Here is a 23,180-nt window from a genome sequence, read left to right on the forward strand (position 1 = left end):
CGAGACGCTATAGTCGCGCCCGGCAAATGATGGCAATGTGCACTCACCCGGTTATGCTTCCTATAAACAGCACGACGCCCGTCTAATCGCGTCGCTCGGGCCTATGCGCTTAAAAGCCAAGCCACTACACTCATGACATGCGTACCACAATAAAGAGGTCTTACCGGTGACACCACTCATGATCACCCTGCTCGTCGTAGCCGGGATCGCCCTGTTGATCGCCATTGGCTACATGAACCACGTGGTGGAAAACAACAAGCTGGAAAAGGCCCGCACCAAGGTGGAACTCAACGACCGCATGCGTCGCTGTGGCGAGCTCACCGAAACCTTCCCCGGGCAGTTGATGACCCCTGCCCTGAAGTTGTTGATGACGCGCCTTGAGATGAACGTCTGTCAGCGCCTGCTGAACCTGGAGAAAACCAATCCTGCGGTCAAGGCACGCCTGGACGAATTGAGCGCACTGGCCGCCCAAGGTGAATCGATCCCGGTGAACAATCCACCGGCACCGATCCTGACCGAAGCCAAGGCCAAGGACGTACGTTTTCTGCTCGAGGCCTTGCACGGCCAGATCACCCGCGCTGCCCAGGACGGTTTCCTGCCGTCTAACGAAGCCAAGCGCTGGATTCGCGAAGTGCGGCACATCCTGGTGCTGCTGCACATCGAGTTCTTCAACAACCTCGGCCAGCAAGCCCTGCAGCAAGAACAACCCGGGCAGGCCCGCCTGGCCTTCGAGCGCGGCGTGCAGTACCTGCGCAAGCAACAGGAACCCCAGGTCTACGCCGAACAACTGGCCTACCTGGAGAAACTCCTGGCCCGCGCCAATGCCCAGGTCCTGGCCAGCACCCAGCCGGTCGAAGGCGAGGTCAACCAGTTGACCGAAGGGCTGAAGGACGCCGAAGTCAACGACGAGTGGAAGAAGAAGAAGGTTTACGACTGAGGATTCTTTGTCGGATACACCGCCCCGCTGGGCTGTACCCTGTAGGAGCTGCCGAAGGCTGCGATCTTTTGATTTTCGACTCAAGCGCCGGCGCAAAGATCGCAGCCTCGTTGCGCTCGTCAGCTCCTACAGCCCAGCGGGGCGGTGCGACGTTTCGCTAAATCCCCTCGCCACAAGGGTTTGCGTCGTCTTCGTCACAACTTGAAATGCCCCACCATCCCTTTCAGCTCAACCCCCAACTGCGCCAGCTCAATGCTGGAAGCGGCATTGCCGCGCATCGCCAGGGACGATTGATCGGCGCTGGCGCGAATGCTGGTGACGCTGCGATTGATCTCCTCGGCCACCGAACTCTGCTGCTCGGCCGCCGCCGCGATCTGTTGGTTCATCTGTTGGATCAGCGATACCGCCGCCGCAATACTGCCCAAGGCGCTTTCGGTCTGCAGTGCATCGCTGACCGCCATCTTCACCAACTCGCCGCTGCTCTGGATTTGCTGCACTGAAGCCTGGGCCGCTGAACGCAAGGCGCTCACCAGTCGCTCGATCTCCTCGGTGGACTGTTGCGTGCGCCTGGCCAACGCCCGCACCTCATCGGCCACGACCGCAAAGCCCCTGCCCTGCTCACCGGCCCGGGCTGCCTCGATAGCGGCATTGAGCGCCAACAGGTTGGTTTGCTCGGCCACGCTCTTGATCACACTCAGCACCGTGCCGATGTTCTGGATCTCGGCGCTGAGGCTTTCGATGCTGGAACTGGCCGACGTGGCCGAATCGGCCAATTGCTCGATGCGCACCATGCTCTGACGCACCACCTGTTGGCCGCTTTCGACCTTGTCGTCGGCAGTCTGGGCCGCTTGTGCGGCTTCTTCGGCGTTGCGTGCCACATCATGCACGGTGGCCGTCATCTGGTTCATCGCCGTGGCGACCTGCTCGGTTTCTTCTTTCTGGCTGCTGACTTCCAGGTTGGTCTGTTCAGTCACGGCCGACAGCGATTGGGCCGAATTGGCCAATTGCTCGATACCGGCCTGCAAGCCGCTGACGATACTGCTCAGCCCCGCGCCCATCTGTTGCATCGCCTGCATCAACTGACCAATTTCGTCCCGGCGCGTCACCTCGACCGTAGCGCTCAAGTCGCCCGCCGCAATCTGCTGGGCCACGCGAATGACACTGCGCAGCGGCGTCACGATCAGCCGGGTTATGACCCATGCCGCGATCAATCCCACCAACAACGCCAAGGCCGACGAACCGATGATCAGCAGCGAATTCTTCTTCAGTTCGGTCTGCATGGCATGGTCTTCGGCACTGAAGGCCTGGTCAACCCGCGCCACCACTTGATCGGCCCGCTCGTGCAGTTGCTGGTAGACGACTTTTTCCTTCGCCAGCAGGCCGGTGTATTCGGCCAATTGTTCATTGAACCCGGCAATATGCCCGGCCACCTCATTCAGCACGGTCTGGTAACCCGGGTCCTTGACGGTGGTCTTGAGCACGTCGGCCTGTTTCATCGCCTGCTCGGCCTGTTCGATGTTGCCTTCTCCGGCACCTTCAACATTGCCTTTGCGGCTCTGGTCCAGGCGGACCCGCGCTTCGTTCATGGCCTGCAACATCAACCGCGAGACTTCGCTGACCTGGTTGGCCTGCTCGATGAACTCGGCCCCCTCCTTGCCTTCGGTGTCTTTCAAGGTATAGGCGCCGTCATCCGCCAGCCCGGCCTGCAACACGTCCAGGTTATTGGCGACGCTGGACACCGACCAACTGGCCATTTCCAGCGCCAGGTCCTTGCTCTGGCTCAACCCGACAAATTCGTCGAACGCCTTGCGATACGCGGCCAGCGCCTGCTCCACGTCGTTCATCACCGGCACGTTGGCAGCCGACTGCACCTTGAGTTCGTTCGCCTGGGCCACCAGCCCATCGACGCCCTGGCGCAAAGCATCGGCCGTTTTGGGATCGGAGCGCGAGGCATACTCCTGCTCCAGCAGCCGGACCTTGAGCAATCCGCTGTTGAGGGCCGACATCTGTTTCAGGCCATCGAAGCGATAGCTGATGGTCTGCAGGGACCAGACACCGATGGCAGCGACCACGGCGGTCAGCAGCAGCACCAGGACAAATCCGATACCCAGTTTCTTTGCCATACCCAGGTTGGCAAAACGTCCTTGCACGGCCGAAATCATTGCGCTCAGTCCTCTGCCAGTGTGTGTTGATTGCAGATTCGCAACGAGACGCCCTGCAACACAAGATGCTGGCGTCGGAATAATGGCAAAAAGCTACAGCCGCGTCGTTTTCAGGACACTCGAGGTCGATCCAGAGCCGCGGCCCGGAAGAACGCCAGCGCCCTGGGGTCACGGGCATAGGCCACATTGATCCGTAGCCAGTCGCTGTCGGCGCCCGAAGGGCTGAACGCGGTACGCGAAGACAACAGCACGCCGAACCGCCTGGCCAGACGCTGTACTCCAGCGTAGTCACACAATGGCGGTCTTGCCCAGATGAACAGCCCCCCTGCCGGTTTGCCAAAGACCTCCCAATCGGCATCCTCCAGTACCTGCAACAACGCCGCCATATCGGCGCCCAGACGCTGCCGCTGGCGCTGTACCAGCTTGCGATAGGCGCCATTGGCCAGGAGGCAGGCAAGGACCGACTCACAGAACCGCGAGCCACCCATGCTGGTAATGCCCTTGACCTCACTCAGGCGCGCGATGATAGACGGCCCGGCCACCACGAAACCGACGCGCAACGAACTGCTCAGGGTTTTCGAGAAGCTGCCCACGTAGACCACCTCGGGATCCAGTGCCGCCAGCCGGGTCCGTGCCGAGCTCTGGAAATCGCCATAGGCATCGTCTTCGATCACCCGTACGCCGTGTTCCTTCGTCAATTGCAGCAGCCGTTGAGCAACGGCCGGAGCCAGGCTGCTGCCGGTCGGGTTATGGCAGGCGCTGTTGACGAACAGCGCAGTGGGCCGGTGCCTCGCCAGCAGGTCTTGCAGCGCGTCGACGTCCGGACCGCGCGGGGTCCTGGGCAGTTCGATCATGTCGATGTTGTGCAACCTGAGCAGGTCGAACAGGCTTGAATAACCGGGACTCTCCACCACCACGCAGGAACCCGGCGGCAACAGGGTCCGTACGATCAGGTCCAGCCCATGGGTCGCCCCGGTGGTGGTCAGGATCAGGTCTTTACCGGCCTCGATATTGAATTGCTTCAGGCGCCTGGACAGTTGCTCACGCAGGGCGGGCAACCCCAACGGCGTGCTGTAGTTGAACAATCCCGCCATGTCGGTGCGGGTGACCTGACGGATCGCATAGCCCAGGTCATCGCTTTCACGCCAGCTCTCGGGCAGCCCGCCACACCCCAGTTTCAATTCCCATTGCGGGCTGTCGCCCCCTTCAGCGAGCGTGTCCTGCTGTCGATTCTGATCGGTGGGCTCGGGCCCGGGCGGAGGGGGTGGGGCGACAAAAAAGCTGGAGCCATGGCGGGACGCCAACAGGCCTTGGGCGACCAGGCGTTCACACGCCTCATTGACGCTGGACTGGCTGAGCAGGTTCTCCCGCGCCAGTTGGCGGACGGACGGCAGCCGAGTCCCCGGTTGCACCGCATCCTGTCGGATCCAGCCGGTCAGCGCGTCGACGATTTGCTGCACGACAGGCACCAGGGCCTGTCGGTCGATTCTCAACTCCATGAGTAACCAAACTCCTAAGCGTTTGTTTTATTTCCGGAAACAGTTAAGCACAGGCCGCTAGGAGACGATGTACGCCAACGCCGCCAAAACCGCCGATTCTCACCCTTTGAAACACAATGAGGGGCCGTTCCGAGGCTTTTTCGGCCCCACACGAAAAAGCCCGCAACCAGTACGGGCTTCGTCCTACAAGCTGAGGGGCATGTCCTCAGAACGCTGTGACGCCGCCGTCCACCGCCAGGGAATGGCCCGTGGTGAAGGCCGCGCCATCGCTGCACAAATACAGCACAGCGCTGGCGATTTCCTCGACTTTGCCGATACGCCCCACCGGGTGCATGGCATTGGCGAACTCGCCTTTTTTCGGGTCCGCCTCATAGGCACGACGGAACATGTCGGTGTCGATCACCGCTGGACAGACCGCGTTCACGCGGATTTTTTTCTTGGCGTATTCGATGGCGGCCGATTTGGTCAGGCCGATCACCGCATGCTTGGACGCCGCATAGATGCTCATCTTCGGCGCGGCGCCCAGGCCAGCCACCGAGGCCGTGTTGACGATCGCGCCGCCGCCCTGGGCCAGCAGCAATGGCAACTGGTACTTCATGCACAACCAGACGCCCTTCACATTGACCCCCATGATCGCGTCGAACTCGTCGAGGGTACCGTCGGCCAACTTGCCCTTCTCGATCTCGATCCCGGCGTTGTTGAAGGCGTAGTCCAGGCGACCGTAGGTCTTGATCACTTCGTCCATCAACTGCTGCACATCGCTTTCCAACGTCACGTTGCAACGCACGAACACCGCTTCGCCGCCCGAATCACGAATCGATTGCACCGTGCCCTCGCCGCCCGCCACGTCGAGGTCGGCCACCACCACTTTCAGGCCCTCTGCCGCGAACGCCAAGGCAGTGGCCCGGCCGATGCCAGCGGCAGCGCCGGTAACCACGGCGACCTGTCCGGAAAACGTCATGCTCATTGTCTGTTCCTCGAAGAATGCGGGAGATGACGCCAGTCTAGTCACAGGTCCCGGGGACGCGGCAGCACTATCCAATTGCCGTTTGAGCATTCATGGGCGCCAGTGATAAAGCCACTGGGCGAACTATCACTGTGTTGGATCGAACTGCATTCGCTATGTCAGCAAACCTTGCGACAAGCGCTTCGAAGGTCTATCAACAAGACTTCATTCATCTTGAGTGCCCGTCATGACTGCCCAGACCAATCGCCAGTTCCTGCTCGCCAAACGCCCGGTAGGCGCCGCGACCCGCGAGACTTTCACCTATCAGCAAGTACCGGTGGGCGAGCCAGCAGCCGGCCAGATCCTGGTGAAGAACGAATACCTGTCCCTGGACCCGGCCATGCGCGGCTGGATGAACGAGGGCAAGTCCTATATCCCACCCGTCGGCATCGGCGAAGTGATGCGGGCATTGGGTGTCGGCCAAGTGATTGCCTCGAACAACCCGGGGTTCGCAGTCGGGGACTACGTAAACGGTGCGTTGGGGGTGCAGGATTATTTCCTCGGCGAGCCAAGAGGTTTCTACAAGGTCGACCCGAAACTGGCACCGTTGCCCCGTTACTTGTCCGCACTGGGCATGACGGGCATGACGGCCTATTTCGCCCTGCTGGACGTCGGCGCACCCAAGGCGGGCGAGACGGTGGTGCTGTCAGGTGCCGCTGGTGCAGTGGGCAGCATCGCCGGGCAGATCGCCAAGATCAAAGGCTGTCGCGTGGTGGGCATTGCCGGCGGGGCCGACAAATGCAAATTCCTGATCGATGAACTGGGCTTCGACGGCGCCATCGACTACAAGAACGAAGACGTCCACGCCGGCCTCAAGCGCGAATGCCCCAAGGGCGTTGATGTGTATTTCGACAACGTCGGGGGCGACATCCTCGATGCCGTGCTCAGCCGCTTGAACCTCAAGGCCCGCGTGGTGATCTGCGGCGCCATCAGCCAGTACAACAATAAAGAAGCGGTAAAGGGTCCAGCCAACTACCTGTCGCTGCTGGTCAATCGGGCGCGCATGGAAGGCTTCGTGGTCATGGACTACGCCGCGCAGTTCGCCGCCGCTGGGCAGGAAATGGCCGGCTGGATGGCCAAGGGGCAGCTCAAGAGCAAGGAAGACATTGTCGAAGGACTGGAGACATTCCCCGAGACACTGACCAAATTGTTCAGTGGGGAGAACTTCGGGAAGCTAGTGCTCAAGGTCTGATACACATCAGCTGTGGGAGCTGACCCTCAAGGCCAGACACAAAACAACTGTGGGAGCGGGCTTGCTCGCGAAGGCGGAGTGTCAGGCACCATTTATGCCTGCTGACCCACCGCATTCGCGAGCAAGCCCGCTCCCACAAGGGGTTATCAGTGTTTGCTCAGGCCAGTTCGGCCACGACCGCCGCCAGCGCCTTGGCCGGATCGGCGGCCTGGCTGATCGGGCGGCCGATCACCAGGTAATCGGAACCGGCATCCAGCGCCTGGCGCGGGGTCAGGATGCGACGCTGGTCGTCCTGGGCGCTGCCCGCCGGACGAATCCCCGGGGTCACCAATTGCAGCGCCGGGTGGGCCGCTTTCAGGGCGCCGGCTTCCAGCGCCGAACAGACCAGACCGTCCAGGCCGGCCTTTTGCGCCAGCGCCGCCAACCGCAGCACCTGCACTTGGGGCTCGATGTCCAGGCCGATCCCGGCCAGGTCCTCGCGCTCCATGCTGGTCAACACGGTCACGCCGATCAGCAACGGTTTCGGGCCGTTGCGCTGATCCAGCACTTCACGGCAGGCCGCCATCATGCGCAGGCCACCGGAGCAGTGCACGTTGACCATCCACACGCCCATCTCCGCGGCAGCCTTGACAGCCATGGCGGTGGTGTTGGGGATATCGTGGAATTTCAGGTCCAGGAACACTTCGAAACCCTTGTCACGCAGGGTCCCGACAATTTCCGAAGCGCAACTGGTGAACAGTTCCTTGCCGACTTTGACCCGGCAAAGCGTGGGGTCCAACTGGTCGGCCAGCTTCAGGGCGGCGTCACGGGTGGGGAAATCCAGGGCGACGATAATGGGCGTCTGGCAGGCGGACATGAGCGGGCTCTCAGGCAAGTCGAAATCGGCGCGCATTGTAGCGGAACGAGCGCCCGTGCGGGACCCGATGATCGGTAAATCTCATCGTCCCTGTGCAGCATGGACGATACCGGTCTTTGTGTCGAAGCCGATACACTCATGACATGCGTACAACACGTCGACACGCTACCGTCCGCCACCGCACCCCGCCCTTTCAGCGCTTCACGCCCCGCGGCACGACGCCTATGCTGAAGCCTTACCCTCGCCGCCTTCTTTGCGGTTGGCAGCCTACCTGGCAGATGATGCATCCATGCAGAACACCCCTGTCGCAAATTCTGACGATCAAAAAGTCCCCGACGATGACAAGCGCTGGAGCACCCGCGCACTGATCGTCGATGACGACGTGCCGATCCGCGAGCTGCTGATTGATTACCTGGCCCGTTTCAGCATACGGGCCAGCGGCGTGACCGACGGCGCGGCCATGCGCCAGGCGATGCAGGCCGAGCACTTCGACGTGGTCGTGCTCGACCTGATGCTGCCGGGTGAAGATGGCTTGCAGTTGTGCCGCTGGCTGCGCGCCGAATCGGACATCCCGATCCTGATGCTCACCGCCCGCTGCGAGCCCACCGACCGCATCATCGGCCTGGAGCTGGGCGCCGATGACTACATGGCCAAGCCGTTCGAACCCAGGGAACTGGTGGCGCGTATCCAGACCATCCTGCGCCGGGTGCGCGACGACCGCAGCGAGCAGCGGGCCAATATCCGTTTCGACAACTGGCGGCTCAACAGCGTGCTGCGCCAACTGATCTCCGCCGACGGGCTGGTGGTGCCGCTGTCCAATGCCGAGTTCCGCCTGTTGTGGGTCTTCATCGAACGGCCACGCCGGGTGCTCAGCCGCGAACAACTGCTGGACGCGGCTCGCGGGCGCTCCATCGAGGCCTTCGACCGCAGCATCGACCTGCTTGTATCACGCCTGCGCCAGAAGCTGGGCGACGACCCCAAGGCCCCGCAACTGATCAAGACCGTGCGCGGTGAGGGCTATTTGTTCGACGCGCGAGACATCGGTTGATGCAACTGCGCCTCGACTCCCTGTTCGGTCGCCTGTTTGGCGTGCTGCTGCTGGCGATTGTCCTGGCGCACCTGTTGGCGTTTGCCTGGTTTTCTCACTACGACAGGCCGCCTCCCGGGCCTGCGCCGGAATTTTCCCGACAGGCCGAAGGCCCCCCGCGCTTCGGTCCGCCCCCCAACCGCCCTCCGCGGCCCTGGTTCGGCGGCCCGGTGGTGCCACTGACCTTTCAGTTCGTGTTCCTGATTATCGCAGCCTGGTACGGCGCCAAGCTCCTGACCCGACCCATCCAGCGCTTGAGCGATGCCGCCGAGCGCCTGAGCGAAAACCTCGACAGCCCGCCGCTGGATGAAAACGGCCCCCGTGAAGCGCGGCAGGCGGCCCATACGTTCAACCTGATGCAGAAGCGGATCCGCGAGCAGGTACAGCAGCGTTCGCGCATGCTCGGCGCGGTGTCCCATGACCTGCGCACGCCGCTTTCGCGGCTCAAGCTGCGCCTGGAGCAGATTGATGACATCAAGCTGCAAGGCCAGATGCGTCAGGATCTGGACGACATGATCGGCATGCTCGACGCCACCCTCACCTACTTGCACGAACAGCGCACCAGTGAAGCGCTGCAATGGATGGACGTGCAGGCCTTGGTGGAGTCGTTGAGCGAAAACGCCCAGGACCAGGGCGCCGATGTGCAGGTCAGCGGTACCTGCGCGCCGCTGCAGGTGCAACCGATGGCGCTGCGTTCGTGCCTCAACAACCTCATCGACAATGCCCTGCGCTACGCCGGCCATGCCTTGATTAGCCTGGAAGACCAACACAAGCAGGTGCTGATTCGAGTCATCGACCATGGTCCCGGTATTGCGGCGGACAAACGCGAGGCGGTATTCGAGCCGTTCTTTCGCCTGGAAGGCTCGCGCAACCGCAACTCCGGCGGCGTCGGCCTGGGCATGACCATCGCCCGGGAAGCCAGCGAACGCCTGGGCGGGCAATTGACCCTGGAAGAGACACCAGGGGGTGGGTTGACGGCGGTGATCAGCCTGCCTCGCACCTGAACCCCACCGATTTCCCTTGTGGGAGCGGGCTTGCTCGCGAATGCGGTATGTCATCCAACCTTGTATCGACTGAACCACCGCATTCGCGAGCAAGCCCGCTCCCACACTCGAAACTGCGCCGGGACCAAGTTTGTACACCCGCCGGTACAAACTCCACACACCCACGACAACTGCCCCGCCGAGGCTGCATAAGCCGGTGCACCCACCGGCTATCCCAGCCCAAGGAGAGCGCCCATGATTGGTAGCGTCAGCAGTTACTCGACCTATACCAGCACCAGCAGTACCACCACCAGCAGTGCCCGTAGCCAGCAGTTTCAAAAGGAACTGCTGAGCAAGCTCGACAGCGACGGCGATGGTTCGGTCAATCAGGAAGAGTTGAGCAGCGCCCTGTCGCAAAAAAGCGACGATGGCATCCTGGTCAGCCTGAGCGACAACTTTAGCGACCTGGACAGTGACGACAGTGGTGACCTGAGCAGCGAGGAAATGGCCGCGATGGCACCGCCGCCTCCGCCGCCTCCGCCGCCACGGGACCAGGCGCCGAATACAGAACTGGCCGATGCGCTGCTCAGCGCCCTGGACGCCGACGGTGACGGCGTGGTCAGCAGCGATGAGTTGAGCAACGGCCTGGCCAGCACTGGCAGCGATGCCGACAGCCAGCAAGTGTTCTCGGCGCTGGACAAGAATGAAGACGGCACCGTCAGCCTTGACGAACTCGCCGCCAGCCTCGCACCACCGCCACCGCCGCAACAGGCCTCCAGTGAAGAGCTGTTCAGCCAGCTCGATGCCGATGGCGACGCCACCGTCACCGCCAGCGAACTGAGCAGCGCCTTGCAGGCCAGCGACAGCAGCGCCACGAACACCGACCAGGCCAACGTCAGCGAAGCGTTGAACAGAATGATCGCCAACCTCAGCCGGCAATACTCGCTGGATAACGTCGCCACCGTGGGGAAACACCTGAACGTGGCGACCTGATTCACCGGTAAGCCTGGCCTTTCAGAGCCAGGCTTACCTGCCTGGATCGACGCTCACTTTGTGGCGAGGGGATTTATCCCCGCTGGGTTGCGCAGCAGCCCTAAAATCAGACGACCCGGAGTGTCAGGCTGACCGAGCCGGCAGTTTTTGGGGTCGCTTCGCAACCCAGCGGGGATAAATCCCCTCGCCACAAAGGTTTGTGCTCGCCTCAGGAGGGGGTTACCGCGCCTGGCTTTTGCTCCAGTCCGTCAACAGGCTGTACGCCACCGCCAACAGGGTCGGGCCGATGAACAGGCCGATGAAACCGAAAGCGATCAACCCGCCGAACACCCCCAGCAGCACGATGACCAAGGGCAGGTTTCCGCCACGGCTGATCAGATAGGGCTTGAGCACATTGTCCACGCCGCTGATGATGAACGTGCCCCAGATGCCAAGAAACACCGCCATCCCGTACTCACCCTTCCACGCCAGCCACGCCGTGGCGGGGATCCACACCAAGGGTGGCCCCATGGGGATCAGGCTGAGCAGGAATGTGACGATGCCCAGCACCAGCGCCCCCGGCACCCCGGCGATCAGGAAACCGATCAGCGCCAGCACGGCCTGGGCCGCCGCGGTGCCAATCACGCCGTTGACCACTCGTTGCACGGTACCGGCCACCAGTTCGATGTAGTAACCGGCACGGTCGCCGATCAGACGCTCCAGCAACCCGTGGACGAACACCGCCAGGCGCGGGCCGTCGCGATAGAAAAAGAACACGAACACGATGCTCAGGGTCAGCTCGAGTATGCCACCGCCAATCTGCGCACTGCGCGCCAACAGCCAGTTGCCGACTTGCCCCAGGTACGGCCTGATGGACACCATCATTGCCGCACCCTGCTGGTCGATGCTGTTCCAGATGCCGACCAGCCGCCCGCCCACCAGCGGCACGCCGGCCAGCCAGTCGGGGGCTTGCGGCAAGCCGTCGACCTGCACATCCTTGATGAACGCCGTGGCATCGCGTACATGGTCGGCCAGGTTGAACCCCAGCCACACCAGCGGCACCGCCACCAGCAGCATCCAGCCCATCGTCAGCAATGCCGCCGCCAGGGATTCGCGGCCATTGACCCAGCGGGTCAGCAGGCGCATCAGCGGCCAACTGGCGAAAGCCAGCACTGCCCCCCAGAACAGCGCCGACCAGAACGGCGCCATGACCCAGAGGCTTGCGCCGAACAACACCAGGAGCAGGATCTGCACCAACAGCCGATCGTTATTGAGCATGTAGGGTCTCGAAAAAATGAACAGGACCGGGGCAACCGTGTGAACCCGCTGCCCCGAGACAGCTTAGCGCAGCAGCTCCAGGTGCAATCCCGGCGCCTCGCCGCTGGCGGCCTCCATACGCGCCGCCCGGACGCCCTGGCCCGCCAGCGCCTCAAGCCAGTCCTCGGCCCGGGGCCCGGCGATACTGACCCGCAGGCCCGTGTCCAGGTTCAGCGCCCGGGACAATAGACGCAACCAGCTGTCGTCTGGCTCGCCGGCAAGACGCGGCAAATCCAGGACCCCGGTGTCCTTGAGCTGGCGCAACAGCGTGGCCGATGTCGGCAGCAAGTCCCCCAGCGGTGCGTTCGCCTCGAACTGCTCGACATGCAGGTAGGCCTTGCGATTGCCGCGGGTGATGGCATACAGCGCAACCAGAGTGTTGTCCGCCGGTGGCGCCAGGCGCAGCAACAGGAAGGCCTGGCCGTTGTCGGCGCCATAGAGCTTGGCATTGCCGAAGACCTCGTTGGCCCACAGGCTGCTTTCGCCGCAATCGCGGGCCTGGCACCAGAACAACAGCTCGGCGCCCTGTTTCTGCAGCGCTTCGCGCGCCGCGGTGAAGGCCTGGGTGGCGGAATGTTCCGGCGGCAGTTCGTAGGTGACCGACGTGACATTCCCACGGGCATCGACCTGGCCGTCGAAGCGCAGTTGGCCGCTGATCTTGCGGATCGAGCCCATGGGGTAGACGCGTTCCAGGTCGCTGGTTTGCCGGTAATCGACAATCTGCGCGTCGGGCATGCGCGGCACACGCTCCAGATCGCGACTGCCCGCTACATCGACGGCGAACGACGCCAGGCTGAAGCAGGCCAGCACCAGCAGGACGAGTGAGTGAACGGATAATTTCATCGGATCGGCTTGGCCTTGGAAGCTTGGACGCAACGGGCGCCGTCGATGCACCGCGAGGCTGGCAAACAGAGGTCTGTCATGGTTGTCTCCCTTTCAACCCGCCCAGCCTCGACAGTTGCCCGACACAAGTCAAGGAGCGGTGAAGAACCGATTGAAACAGTCTGCTACAAGCGCGGCGCCGACCTCATCGTTCAGGTGTAGATGATGGCCGCCGGGCAACTGCTCATGACTGAAGGGTAGACGCTCCAGCAACTCCGGGTGCTGAGCCAGCATGCCGTCGGCTGCCACCACCAGATGCGCCGGACAAGCGACCCGCGCCACGAACGCCATGGCCTGTTCATCGGTCAGGCGCAAAGGCGATGGCAGGGTCAAGCGGTTGTCGGTGCGCCAGGTATAGCCCCCGGGCACCGGCATCAGGCCGCGCTGGGCCAACAATTCGGCGGCCTCGCGGCTGACCGCCACCAGCCCTTTCATCCGCGCTTCGATGGCCCGCTCGAGGGTTTTGTAGACCGGCTTGCGTTTTTGCTGCAGATCCAACTGGGCTTGCAGGGCCATGCCCATGCGTTCGGCCGCGTTATCGCCTTTGGCTGTAGGAGGAATCACCCCGTCGATCAAACCCAGGTGCGTCACCCGCTCCGGCAGAGAGCCGGCCAGCACCAGCGAGACAATGGCGCCCATGGAATGCCCCAGCAGGGCGAAACGCTTCAAGCCCAGTTGTTCGGCGACTTGCAGCACATCGTGGGCGTAGTCCCAGAGGGCATAACCGGCACCGGGCGGCCGATGCCCGGAGTGACCGTGGCCAGCCATGTCCAGGGCAATCACCCGCAGGCCCTCGAGCCTGGGCGCCAGGCGGGCGAAGCTGTTGGCGTTGTCCAGCCAACCGTGCAGGGCAATCACCGGCAGTCCGTCTTCCGGCCCGAACAGGTGGGCCGCCAGTTCGATGTGCGGCAGGCTCAGGCGGACCTCCTCGACCCCACTCATGCGCTGCGCCCTTCCCAACGCTGGAACAGGTTCTTGAGCAGGTTGGCGGTGTCTTGTGGGCGTTCAAGGGGGAACATATGGCCGCCGGGCATGCTCAGGGATTCGCCATGGAGCATACGCCCCACTGAACGGGTGTGATGCCGCATCACCACGCGACTCTGCCGGCCGCGCACCACGGCCAGCGGCACCTTGAGCTTACGGGGCCGGCCGGGGCTGGTGTGCGGCACGCCACGGTAGATGCTGATTTCAGTGGCCGGGTCGAAGCGCAGCCGCAGCCGGTCGCCGACTTGTTGCAGGCCGTGTTGCAGGTAGGCGTCGAAGCAATCCGGATCAAAACCGCGGAACAGGGTTTTGCCAGCAAAATACTGCCGGGCCGATTCCAGGTCAGCAAACTCTTCACGCCGCCCCAGGGTGCGGCCCGCCGGCGTCAGGCGGTCGATGAAGCCCAGGCGCTTGGCGGCCAGGATCACCCACTGGTCGGTACGGGTCAGCAGCGGCGAATCGAGCATGACCACGCCACGATACAGCTCGGGGCAGCGCAACGCCGCGTGCAGGTGCAGCACGCCGCCCAGTGAGTGACCGACGCCCCACACCGGCGCCGGTTGCTGCTCCAGGTGATGGATCAGTTCGTCCACCAGGTTGTGCCAGTTATCGTCCACCGGGAAACGCGGGTCATGGCCGTGCAACTCCAAGTGCGCGACCTGGTACTGCGGCGCCAGCGCGGCGAACAGCTTGCCGTAGGTGGCCGAGGGAAAACCGTTGGCGTGGGCGAAGAAAATCTGTTGCGACATGACAGCCGATCCATTGGGGGAACTGGGGCAGATTGTCCGCAGAACCCGACGGCACGGCAATGACCGTAACTGACAGGAATGATGACAGTCGGGCTTGGGCTATGGGTTTATGAAACTGTGAGCACATACCCTCCATGTGGTTAGGAGATTTGTGGGAGCAAGGCTTGCCCGCGATGGTGGCGATGCGGTCTTTCAGAAATCGAGTCGCCTGTATCGCGGGCAAGCCTTGCTCCCACAGAGAATCCCCTCGCCACAGGGGCCGGGGTCAACCCCATCTCAACGCGCCGGCGGCTGCTCGCCCAGCGGTACCACGGCCATGGTCAGGCGCGACACGCAGTTGACCTTGCCCTCATCATTGACCAGGCGGATGTCCCAGACCTGGGTGGTACGGCCCAGGTGAACCATCCGGGCCGTGGCGGTTACCCGTCCGCTGCGCACGCCGCGCAGGTGGTTGGCGTTGATCTCCAGACCCACGCAATAGAACTTGCTGGCATCGACGCAGAGATAGGCGGCCATGGACCCGACCGTTTCGGCCAGCACCACCGAAGCACCGCCATGCAGCAGGCCGAACGGCTGGTGGGTGCGATGATCGACCACCATGCTGGCGGTCAGGGATTGGTCGTCGAAAGACTCGAAACGAATGTCCAGCACTTCGCTGATGGTGTTTCTACCGGCGGCGTTCAGTTGCTCGATGTTGGGGGTGGTGCGCCACAGACTCATCGTTGCCCTTCCTGTGTGATTATTGTTTTGCCCAGTCCTGCAACCGACCGGTTCAGGGATGCCTGATCCCTTTGAGCTTCAGCGCCCCGGCCAGCGGCATGTCGCCTTCCAACTCGGCCAGGCCGGCGGTTTGCACTTGCTCGGGGTGCTGCAGGTGGCCGTGCTGCAGAAAGCCCAGCAGGCTGCCCACCAACGGGTTATGGCTGACCAGCAGCACGTTGTCCTGATCCTCGAGGCGTTCCAGGACTTTTTGCGGCCGGGTTTCTGGCGTGAGCCAGTCAACCGTTCTCAACTCCGGCTCGAAACCCAGCGCTTCGCGCACCAGTTGCGCGGTCTGCTGGGCGCGCAGGTAGGGGCTGACGTAAATGGCGGTCAGGGGCTGGCCGATCAACTGCGCGGCACTGCGCAACACTTCTTCGCGACCGTGAGCCGTCAGGGCCCGCTCCGGATCGGGACGGGAACCGTACGGCTCGGCCTCACCATGACGCAACACCCACAATTTCATAGCTTCGGCTCCTCGTCCCGGACAGGATGCGCGGCCGGCGCCACGGCGTGAGGCGCTTCACCTTCCGGCGTGCGCGGGGTCGGCCAATCGGCGAACGGCCAGGGTTTCTGGTCGCTGTGGAAGGTGCCGAAACGGCCGATCTGGGCCAGGAACTGACTCAGGCTGTCGCCGAAATTCATCAGGCTGGCACTGGGTGCGCCGTAGATCAGCCGATAGATCAACTGCACCAGCACCACGGCGCCGAGGATGAATTGCGCCACCTGCCAGACCAGCAGATAAATCACCATCCACAGCACACGCAGCAGGATGGATTCGTATTGGGGTTGCCCTTGCGGATCGTTCATGGCTCGCTCCTGCTTGCGGTCAATAGCGGTTCAGTTGAAACCGCTGGTGGAAATGAAATCGACGTCGGTCTTCGGTTCGCCACGCATCAACAACTCGATCACCTGCTCAAGCGTGCGCCCTTCGAACAGGATCGCATGCAGCCCGGCGACCAGCGGCATGTACACCCCGGCCTCCTGGGACTTGGCCTTGAGCACCTTGAGGGTATTGACCCCTTCGGCCACTTCACCCAGGCGCGACACGGCCTCCTCAAGGCTCAAGCCTTGGCCGAGGGCAAAACCGACCTGATAGTTGCGGCTCTTGGGTGAGGAACAGGTGACGATCAGGTCACCCACGCCGGCCAACCCCAGGAAGGTCATCGGATTGGCGCCCTGGCTGACGGCAAAGCGGGTCATTTCCGCCAGCGCGCGAGTGATCAACATGCTCTTGGTGTTCTCGCCCATGCCCAGCGCCACCGCCATGCCGGCGATGATGGCATAGACGTTCTTCAGCGCCCCGCCCAGCTCCACACCGAAACGGTCAGCACTGGCGTAGACCCGAAAGGTGCGGCCATGCAGCGCCGCCTGGACCCGTTGGCACAGTTCCTCATCTTCACTGGCGACCACGGTGGCGGTCAGCGCGTGCTCGGCGATTTCCCGCGCCAGGTTCGGCCCGGAGATCACACCGATCCGAGCCTTGGGCGCGATTTCTTCGAGAATCTCGCTCATCAGCTTGAAGGTCTGGGCTTCGATGCCCTTGGTCAGGCTCACCAACAGCTTGCCGCTCAAGCGCTCGGCGTAGGGTGCCAGCACCGAACGCAAGGCGCTGGACGGCAAGGCAACGAAGAACAGGTCGCTGCCCTCCAGGGTTGCCTGCAAGTCAGTCACCGGTTCCACTTCCGGGCGGATCTTGATGCCCTTGAGGTAACGCGGATTCTCGCGGTTGACCCGGATGGCCTCGGCCTGCTCCGGGTCACGCATCCACTGGCGCACCGGGTGACCATTCTCGGCCAGCAGGTTAGCCACGGCGGTACCGAAACTCCCGCCTCCCAGGACCGCAATCGGGCGCTGTTCAGTCATATGCAATCCGTTCTTCCATACCAAGTGGCAATGCGGGGCATTATACGGAGCGGCCAGAGCGCGACCAGCCCCGGCAACAATTACCACCAGCTGTAGCAAGCTGACCATCAATTCCTAGGAAAATGCTGTCAACGTAAATGGAAAAGTCGCTCAGCTCGGTTAACATGCCCGCCATCCACCCCTTCTCAAAGGCTGTGCCGTGTCCATTGGCCCTTCCCGTCCAGGCTCGTCCCTGCTATTGGCACTGATCATCAGTCCGCCATTGCTGGGCGACGATCTGTTCGTGGACAGCCAGTCCATGCCCCAGGTGCTGACGGCCACGCGCCTCAAGCAATCACCAGCGGCAGTGCCAGGCAGCATGACCGTGCTCGACAGCGAGTTGATCAAGGCCAGCGGCGCCCGCGATATCAGCGAACTGCTGCGCCTGGTGCCGGGCATGATGGTTGGCAACATCAGCGGCAACCAGGCCGCTGTGAACTACCACGGCACCAACGCCAGCGAAGCCCGCCGCATGCAAGTGCTGATCGACGGCCGCTCGGTGTACCGCGCCGGCCTGGCCACGGTGGACTGGAGCGATATTCCGGTGGCCATGGAAGACATCGAGCGGATCGAGGTCTTTCGCGGCCCCAACACCGTCAGCTACGGCGCCAATGCGCTGATGGCGGTGGTCAACATCATCACCCGCGCCCCGGCCGACAGCCACGGCACCCGGCTGAAAATCACCCGTGGCCAGCGCGGCATCAGCGACTGGTACGCCAGCCAGGGCAGCGGCTGGGAAGGCGGCGACCTGCGGCTGTCGTTGTCCGGCCAGGAAGACGATGGCTTTGACAGCGACCGCAACGGCGCCGATTACCGCGACAGCCGCCGCCTGAACCGCTTCAACCTGTCCGTCAGCCAGACGTTGAACGAGCAGCAAAGTATCGACTGGCAATTGAATGCCAAGGACGGGACCAATCAGCGGCCCTACACCTACCACCCGGTGTTCGCCGGGATTACCGCCGCCGGCGACAACTCTGACGTCATCGCCAAGGACTATGCCGGTTCGCTGCGCTGGAACCTGGACCTGGACCCCAACCACAGTCTTTATGTACAGGGCTCGATCCAGCACTGGGATCGCCAGCAGACCTGGCGCGCCTGCGACGCCGAGGTGTCCTTCAGCCCGCAATTGACCGATCTGTGGCAGCTCAACCCCTACTATGCCGAGAGGCTGGCACGCAATATCCCCAGCTACGTCAGCAGCGGCGCGCCAGCCGGCACGCCACAGGAACAGGCGCTGGCCAATCAGGTGCTCGACCAGTGGCGCAACGGCGCCTCGCAAACCCTGTGCGGCGACATCGACCAGAGCGCCCGGGAATCGCGCTACGACCTGGAGATCCAGGACACCCTGAGCCTGTCCGACAGCCTGCGACTGGTCACCGGCGCCAACTATCGTTATGACCGGGCTGACTCGCAGACATACTTCAACGGCACCCTGGACGACACCACCTGGCGCCTGTTCGGCCAGCTCGAATGGCGGGCCACCGAACATTGGTTGTTGCAGGGCGGCGCGATGTTCGAAGACACCCGCCTGACCGGCAGTTCGCTGACCCCGCGGGTCGCGGTCAACTACCTGATCACCCCGCGCCACGGCCTGCGGGCGGTGTACTCCGAAGCCGTGCGTTCCCCGGACATGTTCGAGAACAACGTCAACTGGAGCTATCAGGTCACCAACGTGCAACCCGCCGCCTTCGGCCAGAGCAGTGCCCGTTATTTCGTCCGGACACGCGGCCCGGGCAACCTGGAACAAGAGCACATGCGCTCCCGGGAACTGGGCTACAACGGTTATTTCGTGGACCTGGGGCTGGCGGTCGACGTGAAACTATTCCATGACGAAATCACCGGCATGATCAGCGAACCGTTGCGCAACAATCAGTACATCGCCAGCAACAGCAACGAATCGCAATTCTCCGGGGCCGAAACCCAATTCGACTGGCGTGTGACCAGCGCCGACCGCTTGCGCCTGACCTATGCCTATGTCGACGCCCAGGCCAGCAACCCCCTCGACGAACAACTGACCGCCCGCAACAGCGGTTCGGCTGGCTGGCTACGGGACTGGGGCCAAGGCTGGAACAGTGCGTTGTTCTATTACGCCGCCGACGCCCTCAATGGCTATCGCTACGAACGGGTCGACACCCGTCTCGCCCGGCGCATTGCGCTGGGCAAGGCCAGCCTGGAACTGGCGGGCGTCCTGCAGCAGCGCCTGGACAACCAGCCCACCACCTTTATCGACAACCGCTACGACTCCCGCCATGTCGTGTATTTCAGCGCGGAGTTGTCTTTCTAGATGTCCCGACGCCCACCCCGCAAGACGCCATTTCATGGCCGCCTGACGCTAGCCTTATGCCTGGTGTTTGCCGGTTGGCTGGCGACCATCGAGGCTCGGGCCGCCGAGGTCCTGTTGACCGGTGCCGAGGACAGCCCCGGCGTGCAATCTTTCACCCAGGCCCTGAAAACCCTGCGCCCCGAAGACAGCGTGCGGTTTACCCCGCTGGCCAACCTGCCGGCGCCGGACAAGTTGCCAGGCAATGTCCGCCTGGTCCTGCTTGACCTGCCCAGCCTCGACTGGCGCCTGCAAGACGCCCGGGGGCCGGCCACCCTGGTGCTGCGCATCAGCCGCCAGCAAGCCCACGATCGCCTGGGCGAAGCAACGCCTGCGCACCTGAGCCTGCTGTGGAGCGATCCGCCGATGGCGCGGCAATTGCGGCTGATCCGCACCATCCTGCCGCAAGTGCGACGGGTCGGCGTGCTTTACGACACCCACAGTGAGTTCCTGCTCAAGGACATTCAACAGGCCGCGGCACCGCTGGGCCTGGCCATCGTCAGCGAACGCTGGGACGACACCAACGACAGCCGTCCCCTGCAAAACCTGCTGGGCCAGAGCGACGTACTGCTGGGTCTCGATGACCCCGACTTGTACAACCCCAAGACCGTGAAGAACCTGTTGCTCAGCAGCTACGCCCGGCAACGCGCCCTGATCGGGCCCAGCGCCGCGTTCGTCAAGGCCGGTAGCTTGGCCAGCACCTATAGCGACCAACAAGACTGGCTGGCGATTCTCGACGAGCTGCTGGACCGCCCCGCCACGACCTGGCCGCGCACGCTGTATCCGGACCGTTTCAAGGTCCTGGGCAACCGGCAGGTCTCCCGCTCACTGGGGATCGAACCGATTGACGCCGAATCCGTCGCGGCAATGTTGGCCGAAGGAGAACACCGCCCATGACCTTGCGTCGCCGTTGGGACATCAACACCCGTACCCAGCTCATCGCCCTCGGCCCGGCGTTGCTGCTGACCGTGCTGCTGATCAGCTTCTTTACCTTCGTACGGATCCAGGACCTGCGCCAGGAACTCAATCACACCGGGCAGCTGATCGCCAACCAACTGGCCCCCGCCACAGAATACGGAGTGATTTCCGGCAACAATGAAGTGCTGGAAAGCCTGCTCACCGCCACCCTGGCGACCCCGCACGTGCGCTTCCTGGAGGTCCAGGACAGCACCGACAAGGTCCTGGTGTACGTCGAACAACCCGAGCAAACCCGCAGCCGTGCCCAGCAGATCGAAGTCTTCCAGGCCCCGGTGCGCCTGCAGCGCATTGCCCTGAACAATGACTTCCTGCAAGGCAACACCACCTCCGGCGAAGCGGCCGGCGAAGATTACCTGGGCCGCGTGATCGTCGGCATGTCCAGCGACGCCTTCAGTCAGCGGCAGCAGGAAATCCTGTTCAAGGCCGCGATCCTGGCGCTGTTCGCCCTGCTGTTCACCTTCCTGGTGGCGCGCCGGCTGGCGACCAACCTGTCCCGGCCGATCCGCGACATCGGCAACGCGGTCAAGGCCATCCAGCAAGGCGACTACAGCACCCCGCTGCCCATCGTCGATGATGCCGAACTGGGGGCCTTGTCGCGGCACATCAACAACCTGGCCGGCGGTTTGGAACAAGCCAGCCGCGAACAGCACCAGGCCATGGCGCAGTTGATCAAGACCCGCGAAGAAGCGGAAAAAGCCAACAGCGCCAAGTCCGAATTCCTGGCAATGATGAGTCATGAACTGCGCACGCCCATGAACGGCGTGCTGGGCATGCTGCAGTTGCTGGAAACCACCCGCATGACCGACGAGCAGCACGAGTACACGGCGCTGGCGTCGGAATCCACCGAACACCTGCTGAAGGTGATCAACGACATCCTCGACTTTTCGCGCATCGAACGCTCGGCCCTGGAACTGGAGCACATCCCGTTCAACCTGGCCGAGCTGGTGGGCAGTTGCGCGCAGTCGTTCCAGCACAGCGCCGCGCAGCGCAAGCTGGGCCTGGACCTGCTGGTCCCGGACGACATGCAGGCCTTGCAGGTCCAGGGCGATCCGACGCGGATACGGCAGATCCTGGTGAACCTGATCGGCAATGCACTGAAATTCACCGAGCAAGGCCGTGTCACCGTGCAATGCCAGTGGCAAGCCCTGGACCACGAACTGCTGTGGTTCACCTGCACGGTGCGCGACAGTGGCATCGGAATCCCGGCCGAGAGCCTGGAGCGCATGTTCGACGCCTTCCAGCAAGCCGACAATTCGATCTCCCGGCGCTACGGCGGCACTGGCCTGGGCCTGCCGATCGCCCGTACCCTGGCCGAGCGCATGGGCGGAACACTGCGGGCCCAGAGCGAAGAAGGCCAGGGTTCGGTGTTCACCCTTGAGATCCCGCTGGCCCTGTCGCGCCAGACGCCAGCGACCCTGGCGCCGCGCCTGTCTATCGGCAGCGGCAGCGGCGATGGCGGAGGCCGCAACGTATTGCTGGTGGAAGACAATCCGGTCAACCAGACGGTGGTCGAAGCCATGCTGCGCAGCCTGGGCTTCACCGTCAGCATCGCCACCGATGGCGCCCAAGCGGTACGCAGCGCCGAAAGCCTGATTTTCGAAGCGATCCTCATGGATTGCCGTTTGCCCATCATCGATGGCTACGAAGCCACGCGGCAGATTCGCCAGTTGCCGGGCTGCGGCGAGGTGCCGATCATCGCCCTGACGGCCAACGCCTTGCAGGGTGACCGCGAAGCCTGCCTCGCGGCGGGCATGAACGATTACCTGGCCAAGCCGTTCAAAAGGAACGACCTGCAGCAGATTCTGCAGCGCTGGGTGAATTAGAACAGGTCACTGGACCATCTGTGACTGGCGTGAAAGGCGAAAGTGCGGCAGTCTTAGGCACCCGAACAAGTCTCGATTGGGGCTTGAATAAAAATTTCAGTGCACAGGTGTACATTCATTTCCCGTGTGCTGTGACTTTCACTACAACGCAATAGTCTATGAGTAGGCTGTCGACTCGAGGCATGAACGCTTCGGTCGGCCGGGAAGATTTGCCCCACCCTGCCGCATGGGACTATTGAGGAGCTCGCATGACCAAACAAAACGCCTTTACCCGGGAAGATCTGCTGCGCTGCAGTCGCGGTGAGCTGTTCGGCCCAGGTAACGCGCAACTGCCCGCCCCGAACATGCTGATGGTGGATCGCATCACCCATATCAGCGAAGAGGGTGGCAAGTACGGCAAAGGTGAATTGGTCGCCGAGCTGGATATCACTCCGGACCTGTGGTTCTTCGCCTGCCACTTCGAAGGTGATCCGGTCATGCCGGGCTGCCTGGGCCTGGACGCCATGTGGCAACTGGTCGGTTTCTTCCTCGGCTGGCAAGGCCTGCCGGGTCGCGGTCGCGCCCTGGGCTCGGGCGAAGTGAAGTTCTTTGGTCAGGTCCTGCCGACCGCCAAGAAAATCACCTATAACATTCATATCAAGCGTGTCCTCAAGGGCAAGCTGAACATGGCCATTGCCGATGGTTCGGTCGCCGTGGATGGTCGCGAGATCTACACCGCCGAAGGCCTCCGGGTTGGCGTTTTCACCTCCACTGACAACTTCTAAGGGTT

21 protein-coding genes and 1 pseudogene are annotated in these 23,180 nt (G+C 63.0%); 9 read left to right on the forward strand and 13 right to left on the reverse strand.

Annotation, left to right across the window (positions count from 1 at the left end):
* Positions 1–178: 178 nt before the first annotated feature.
* Positions 179–937 (forward strand): hypothetical protein, encoded by a 759-nt coding sequence (locus AD662_RS20645; protein ID WP_018610157.1) that lies wholly within the window; start codon positions 179–181, stop codon positions 935–937.
* A 194-nt stretch (positions 938–1,131) separates the two neighbouring features.
* Here AD662_RS20645 and AD662_RS30200 read toward each other — a convergent pair whose 3' ends face one another.
* The 4 genes and pseudogenes from AD662_RS30200 to AD662_RS20660 all read right to left on the reverse strand — a co-directional run bounded on the left by AD662_RS30200 (position 1,132) and on the right by AD662_RS20660 (position 5,565).
* Positions 1,132–2,013: a methyl-accepting chemotaxis protein gene (locus tag AD662_RS30200; RefSeq protein ID WP_371128556.1), complete on the reverse strand. Its 882-nt coding sequence runs from the start codon at positions 2,011–2,013 to the stop codon at positions 1,132–1,134.
* Positions 1,993–3,099: pseudogene (locus AD662_RS30205) on the reverse strand (HAMP domain-containing protein); the annotation flags it as partial. The pseudogene AD662_RS30205 and the gene AD662_RS30200, both read right to left, overlap by 21 nt.
* A gap of 110 nt (positions 3,100–3,209) precedes the next feature.
* A complete protein-coding gene (locus AD662_RS20655) occupies positions 3,210–4,598 on the reverse strand; it encodes an aminotransferase-like domain-containing protein (RefSeq protein ID WP_018610153.1) in 1,389 nt (462 codons plus the stop codon).
* A gap of 205 nt (positions 4,599–4,803) precedes the next feature.
* On the reverse strand, positions 4,804–5,565 hold the full coding sequence (locus tag AD662_RS20660; protein ID WP_018610151.1) for an SDR family oxidoreductase: 762 nt from the start codon (positions 5,563–5,565) through the stop codon (positions 4,804–4,806).
* A gap of 226 nt (positions 5,566–5,791) precedes the next feature.
* Between AD662_RS20660 and AD662_RS20665 the strand changes: the two genes are divergently transcribed.
* Complete coding sequence (locus tag AD662_RS20665; protein WP_053189650.1) at positions 5,792–6,796, forward strand: NADP-dependent oxidoreductase; 1,005 nt, start codon at positions 5,792–5,794, stop codon at positions 6,794–6,796.
* A 157-nt stretch (positions 6,797–6,953) separates the two neighbouring features.
* Here the strand turns inward: AD662_RS20665 and pyrF are convergent, their stop codons facing one another.
* Positions 6,954–7,652: an orotidine-5'-phosphate decarboxylase gene (gene pyrF / locus AD662_RS20670; protein ID WP_162493982.1), complete on the reverse strand. Its 699-nt coding sequence runs from the start codon at positions 7,650–7,652 to the stop codon at positions 6,954–6,956.
* A 289-nt stretch (positions 7,653–7,941) separates the two neighbouring features.
* Between pyrF and AD662_RS20675 the strand changes: the two genes are divergently transcribed.
* From AD662_RS20675 to xopAW, 3 genes are all read left to right on the forward strand, one after another.
* Positions 7,942–8,700 carry a response regulator gene (locus AD662_RS20675; RefSeq protein WP_018610143.1) on the forward strand — a complete coding sequence of 253 codons (759 nt, stop codon included), beginning with the start codon at positions 7,942–7,944 and terminating at the stop codon, positions 8,698–8,700.
* Positions 8,700–9,743: a sensor histidine kinase gene (locus AD662_RS20680; protein WP_018610141.1), complete on the forward strand. Its 1,044-nt coding sequence runs from the start codon at positions 8,700–8,702 to the stop codon at positions 9,741–9,743. Before AD662_RS20675 ends, AD662_RS20680 begins: the two co-directional genes overlap by 1 nt.
* A 234-nt stretch (positions 9,744–9,977) precedes the next feature.
* Positions 9,978–10,715, forward strand: a complete 738-nt coding sequence (gene xopAW, locus AD662_RS20685; protein ID WP_053189651.1) for an EF-hand domain-containing protein — start codon at positions 9,978–9,980, stop codon at positions 10,713–10,715.
* Positions 10,716–10,934: 219 nt separating this feature from the next.
* Here xopAW and AD662_RS20690 read toward each other — a convergent pair whose 3' ends face one another.
* The 8 genes from AD662_RS20690 to AD662_RS20725 all read right to left on the reverse strand — a co-directional run bounded on the left by AD662_RS20690 (position 10,935) and on the right by AD662_RS20725 (position 17,251).
* Positions 10,935–11,972, reverse strand: a complete 1,038-nt coding sequence (locus AD662_RS20690; protein WP_018610138.1) for an AI-2E family transporter — start codon at positions 11,970–11,972, stop codon at positions 10,935–10,937.
* A 63-nt stretch (positions 11,973–12,035) separates the two neighbouring features.
* The gene (locus AD662_RS20695; protein ID WP_053181054.1) at positions 12,036–12,854 is read right to left on the reverse strand and encodes a DUF4892 domain-containing protein; all 819 of its coding nucleotides are present in this window, start codon (positions 12,852–12,854) and stop codon (positions 12,036–12,038) included.
* Positions 12,855–12,983: 129 nt separating this feature from the next.
* Positions 12,984–13,835: an alpha/beta hydrolase gene (locus AD662_RS20700; protein WP_018610136.1), complete on the reverse strand. Its 852-nt coding sequence runs from the start codon at positions 13,833–13,835 to the stop codon at positions 12,984–12,986.
* A complete protein-coding gene (locus AD662_RS20705) occupies positions 13,832–14,626 on the reverse strand; it encodes an alpha/beta fold hydrolase (RefSeq protein ID WP_024617122.1) in 795 nt (264 codons plus the stop codon). Before AD662_RS20705 ends, AD662_RS20700 begins: the two co-directional genes overlap by 4 nt.
* A gap of 276 nt (positions 14,627–14,902) precedes the next feature.
* Complete coding sequence (locus tag AD662_RS20710) at positions 14,903–15,346, reverse strand: hotdog fold thioesterase (protein ID WP_018610131.1); 444 nt, start codon at positions 15,344–15,346, stop codon at positions 14,903–14,905.
* A 52-nt stretch (positions 15,347–15,398) separates the two neighbouring features.
* Positions 15,399–15,851 carry a phosphohistidine phosphatase SixA gene (gene sixA, locus AD662_RS20715; protein WP_053189652.1) on the reverse strand — a complete coding sequence of 151 codons (453 nt, stop codon included), beginning with the start codon at positions 15,849–15,851 and terminating at the stop codon, positions 15,399–15,401.
* Complete coding sequence (locus AD662_RS20720) at positions 15,848–16,195, reverse strand: DUF4389 domain-containing protein (RefSeq protein WP_018610128.1); 348 nt, start codon at positions 16,193–16,195, stop codon at positions 15,848–15,850. The genes sixA and AD662_RS20720 overlap by 4 nt, the downstream gene beginning before the upstream one ends.
* A 30-nt stretch (positions 16,196–16,225) precedes the next feature.
* Positions 16,226–17,251, reverse strand: a complete 1,026-nt coding sequence (locus AD662_RS20725; protein ID WP_018610127.1) for an NAD(P)H-dependent glycerol-3-phosphate dehydrogenase — start codon at positions 17,249–17,251, stop codon at positions 16,226–16,228.
* Between the two features lie 199 nt (positions 17,252–17,450).
* Here AD662_RS20725 and AD662_RS20730 point away from each other — a divergent pair, with 199 nt between their 5' ends.
* From AD662_RS20730 to fabA, 4 genes are all read left to right on the forward strand, one after another.
* Positions 17,451–19,574: a TonB-dependent receptor plug domain-containing protein gene (locus AD662_RS20730; protein ID WP_053189653.1), complete on the forward strand. Its 2,124-nt coding sequence runs from the start codon at positions 17,451–17,453 to the stop codon at positions 19,572–19,574.
* Positions 19,575–20,507, forward strand: coding sequence for an ABC transporter substrate-binding protein (locus tag AD662_RS20735; RefSeq protein WP_018610125.1), 933 nt, complete (start codon positions 19,575–19,577; stop codon positions 20,505–20,507). It begins immediately after the preceding gene.
* Positions 20,504–22,411 carry an ATP-binding protein gene (locus AD662_RS20740; RefSeq protein ID WP_053181057.1) on the forward strand — a complete coding sequence of 636 codons (1,908 nt, stop codon included), beginning with the start codon at positions 20,504–20,506 and terminating at the stop codon, positions 22,409–22,411. The genes AD662_RS20735 and AD662_RS20740 overlap by 4 nt, the downstream gene beginning before the upstream one ends.
* 248 nt (positions 22,412–22,659) lie before the next feature.
* A complete protein-coding gene (gene fabA / locus AD662_RS20745) occupies positions 22,660–23,175 on the forward strand; it encodes a 3-hydroxyacyl-[acyl-carrier-protein] dehydratase FabA (RefSeq protein WP_003204400.1) in 516 nt (171 codons plus the stop codon).
* Positions 23,176–23,180: the final 5 nt, after the last annotated feature.

Source organism: Pseudomonas kilonensis, from assembly GCF_001269885.1.
Lineage (GTDB): Bacteria > Pseudomonadota > Gammaproteobacteria > Pseudomonadales > Pseudomonadaceae > Aquipseudomonas > Aquipseudomonas kilonensis.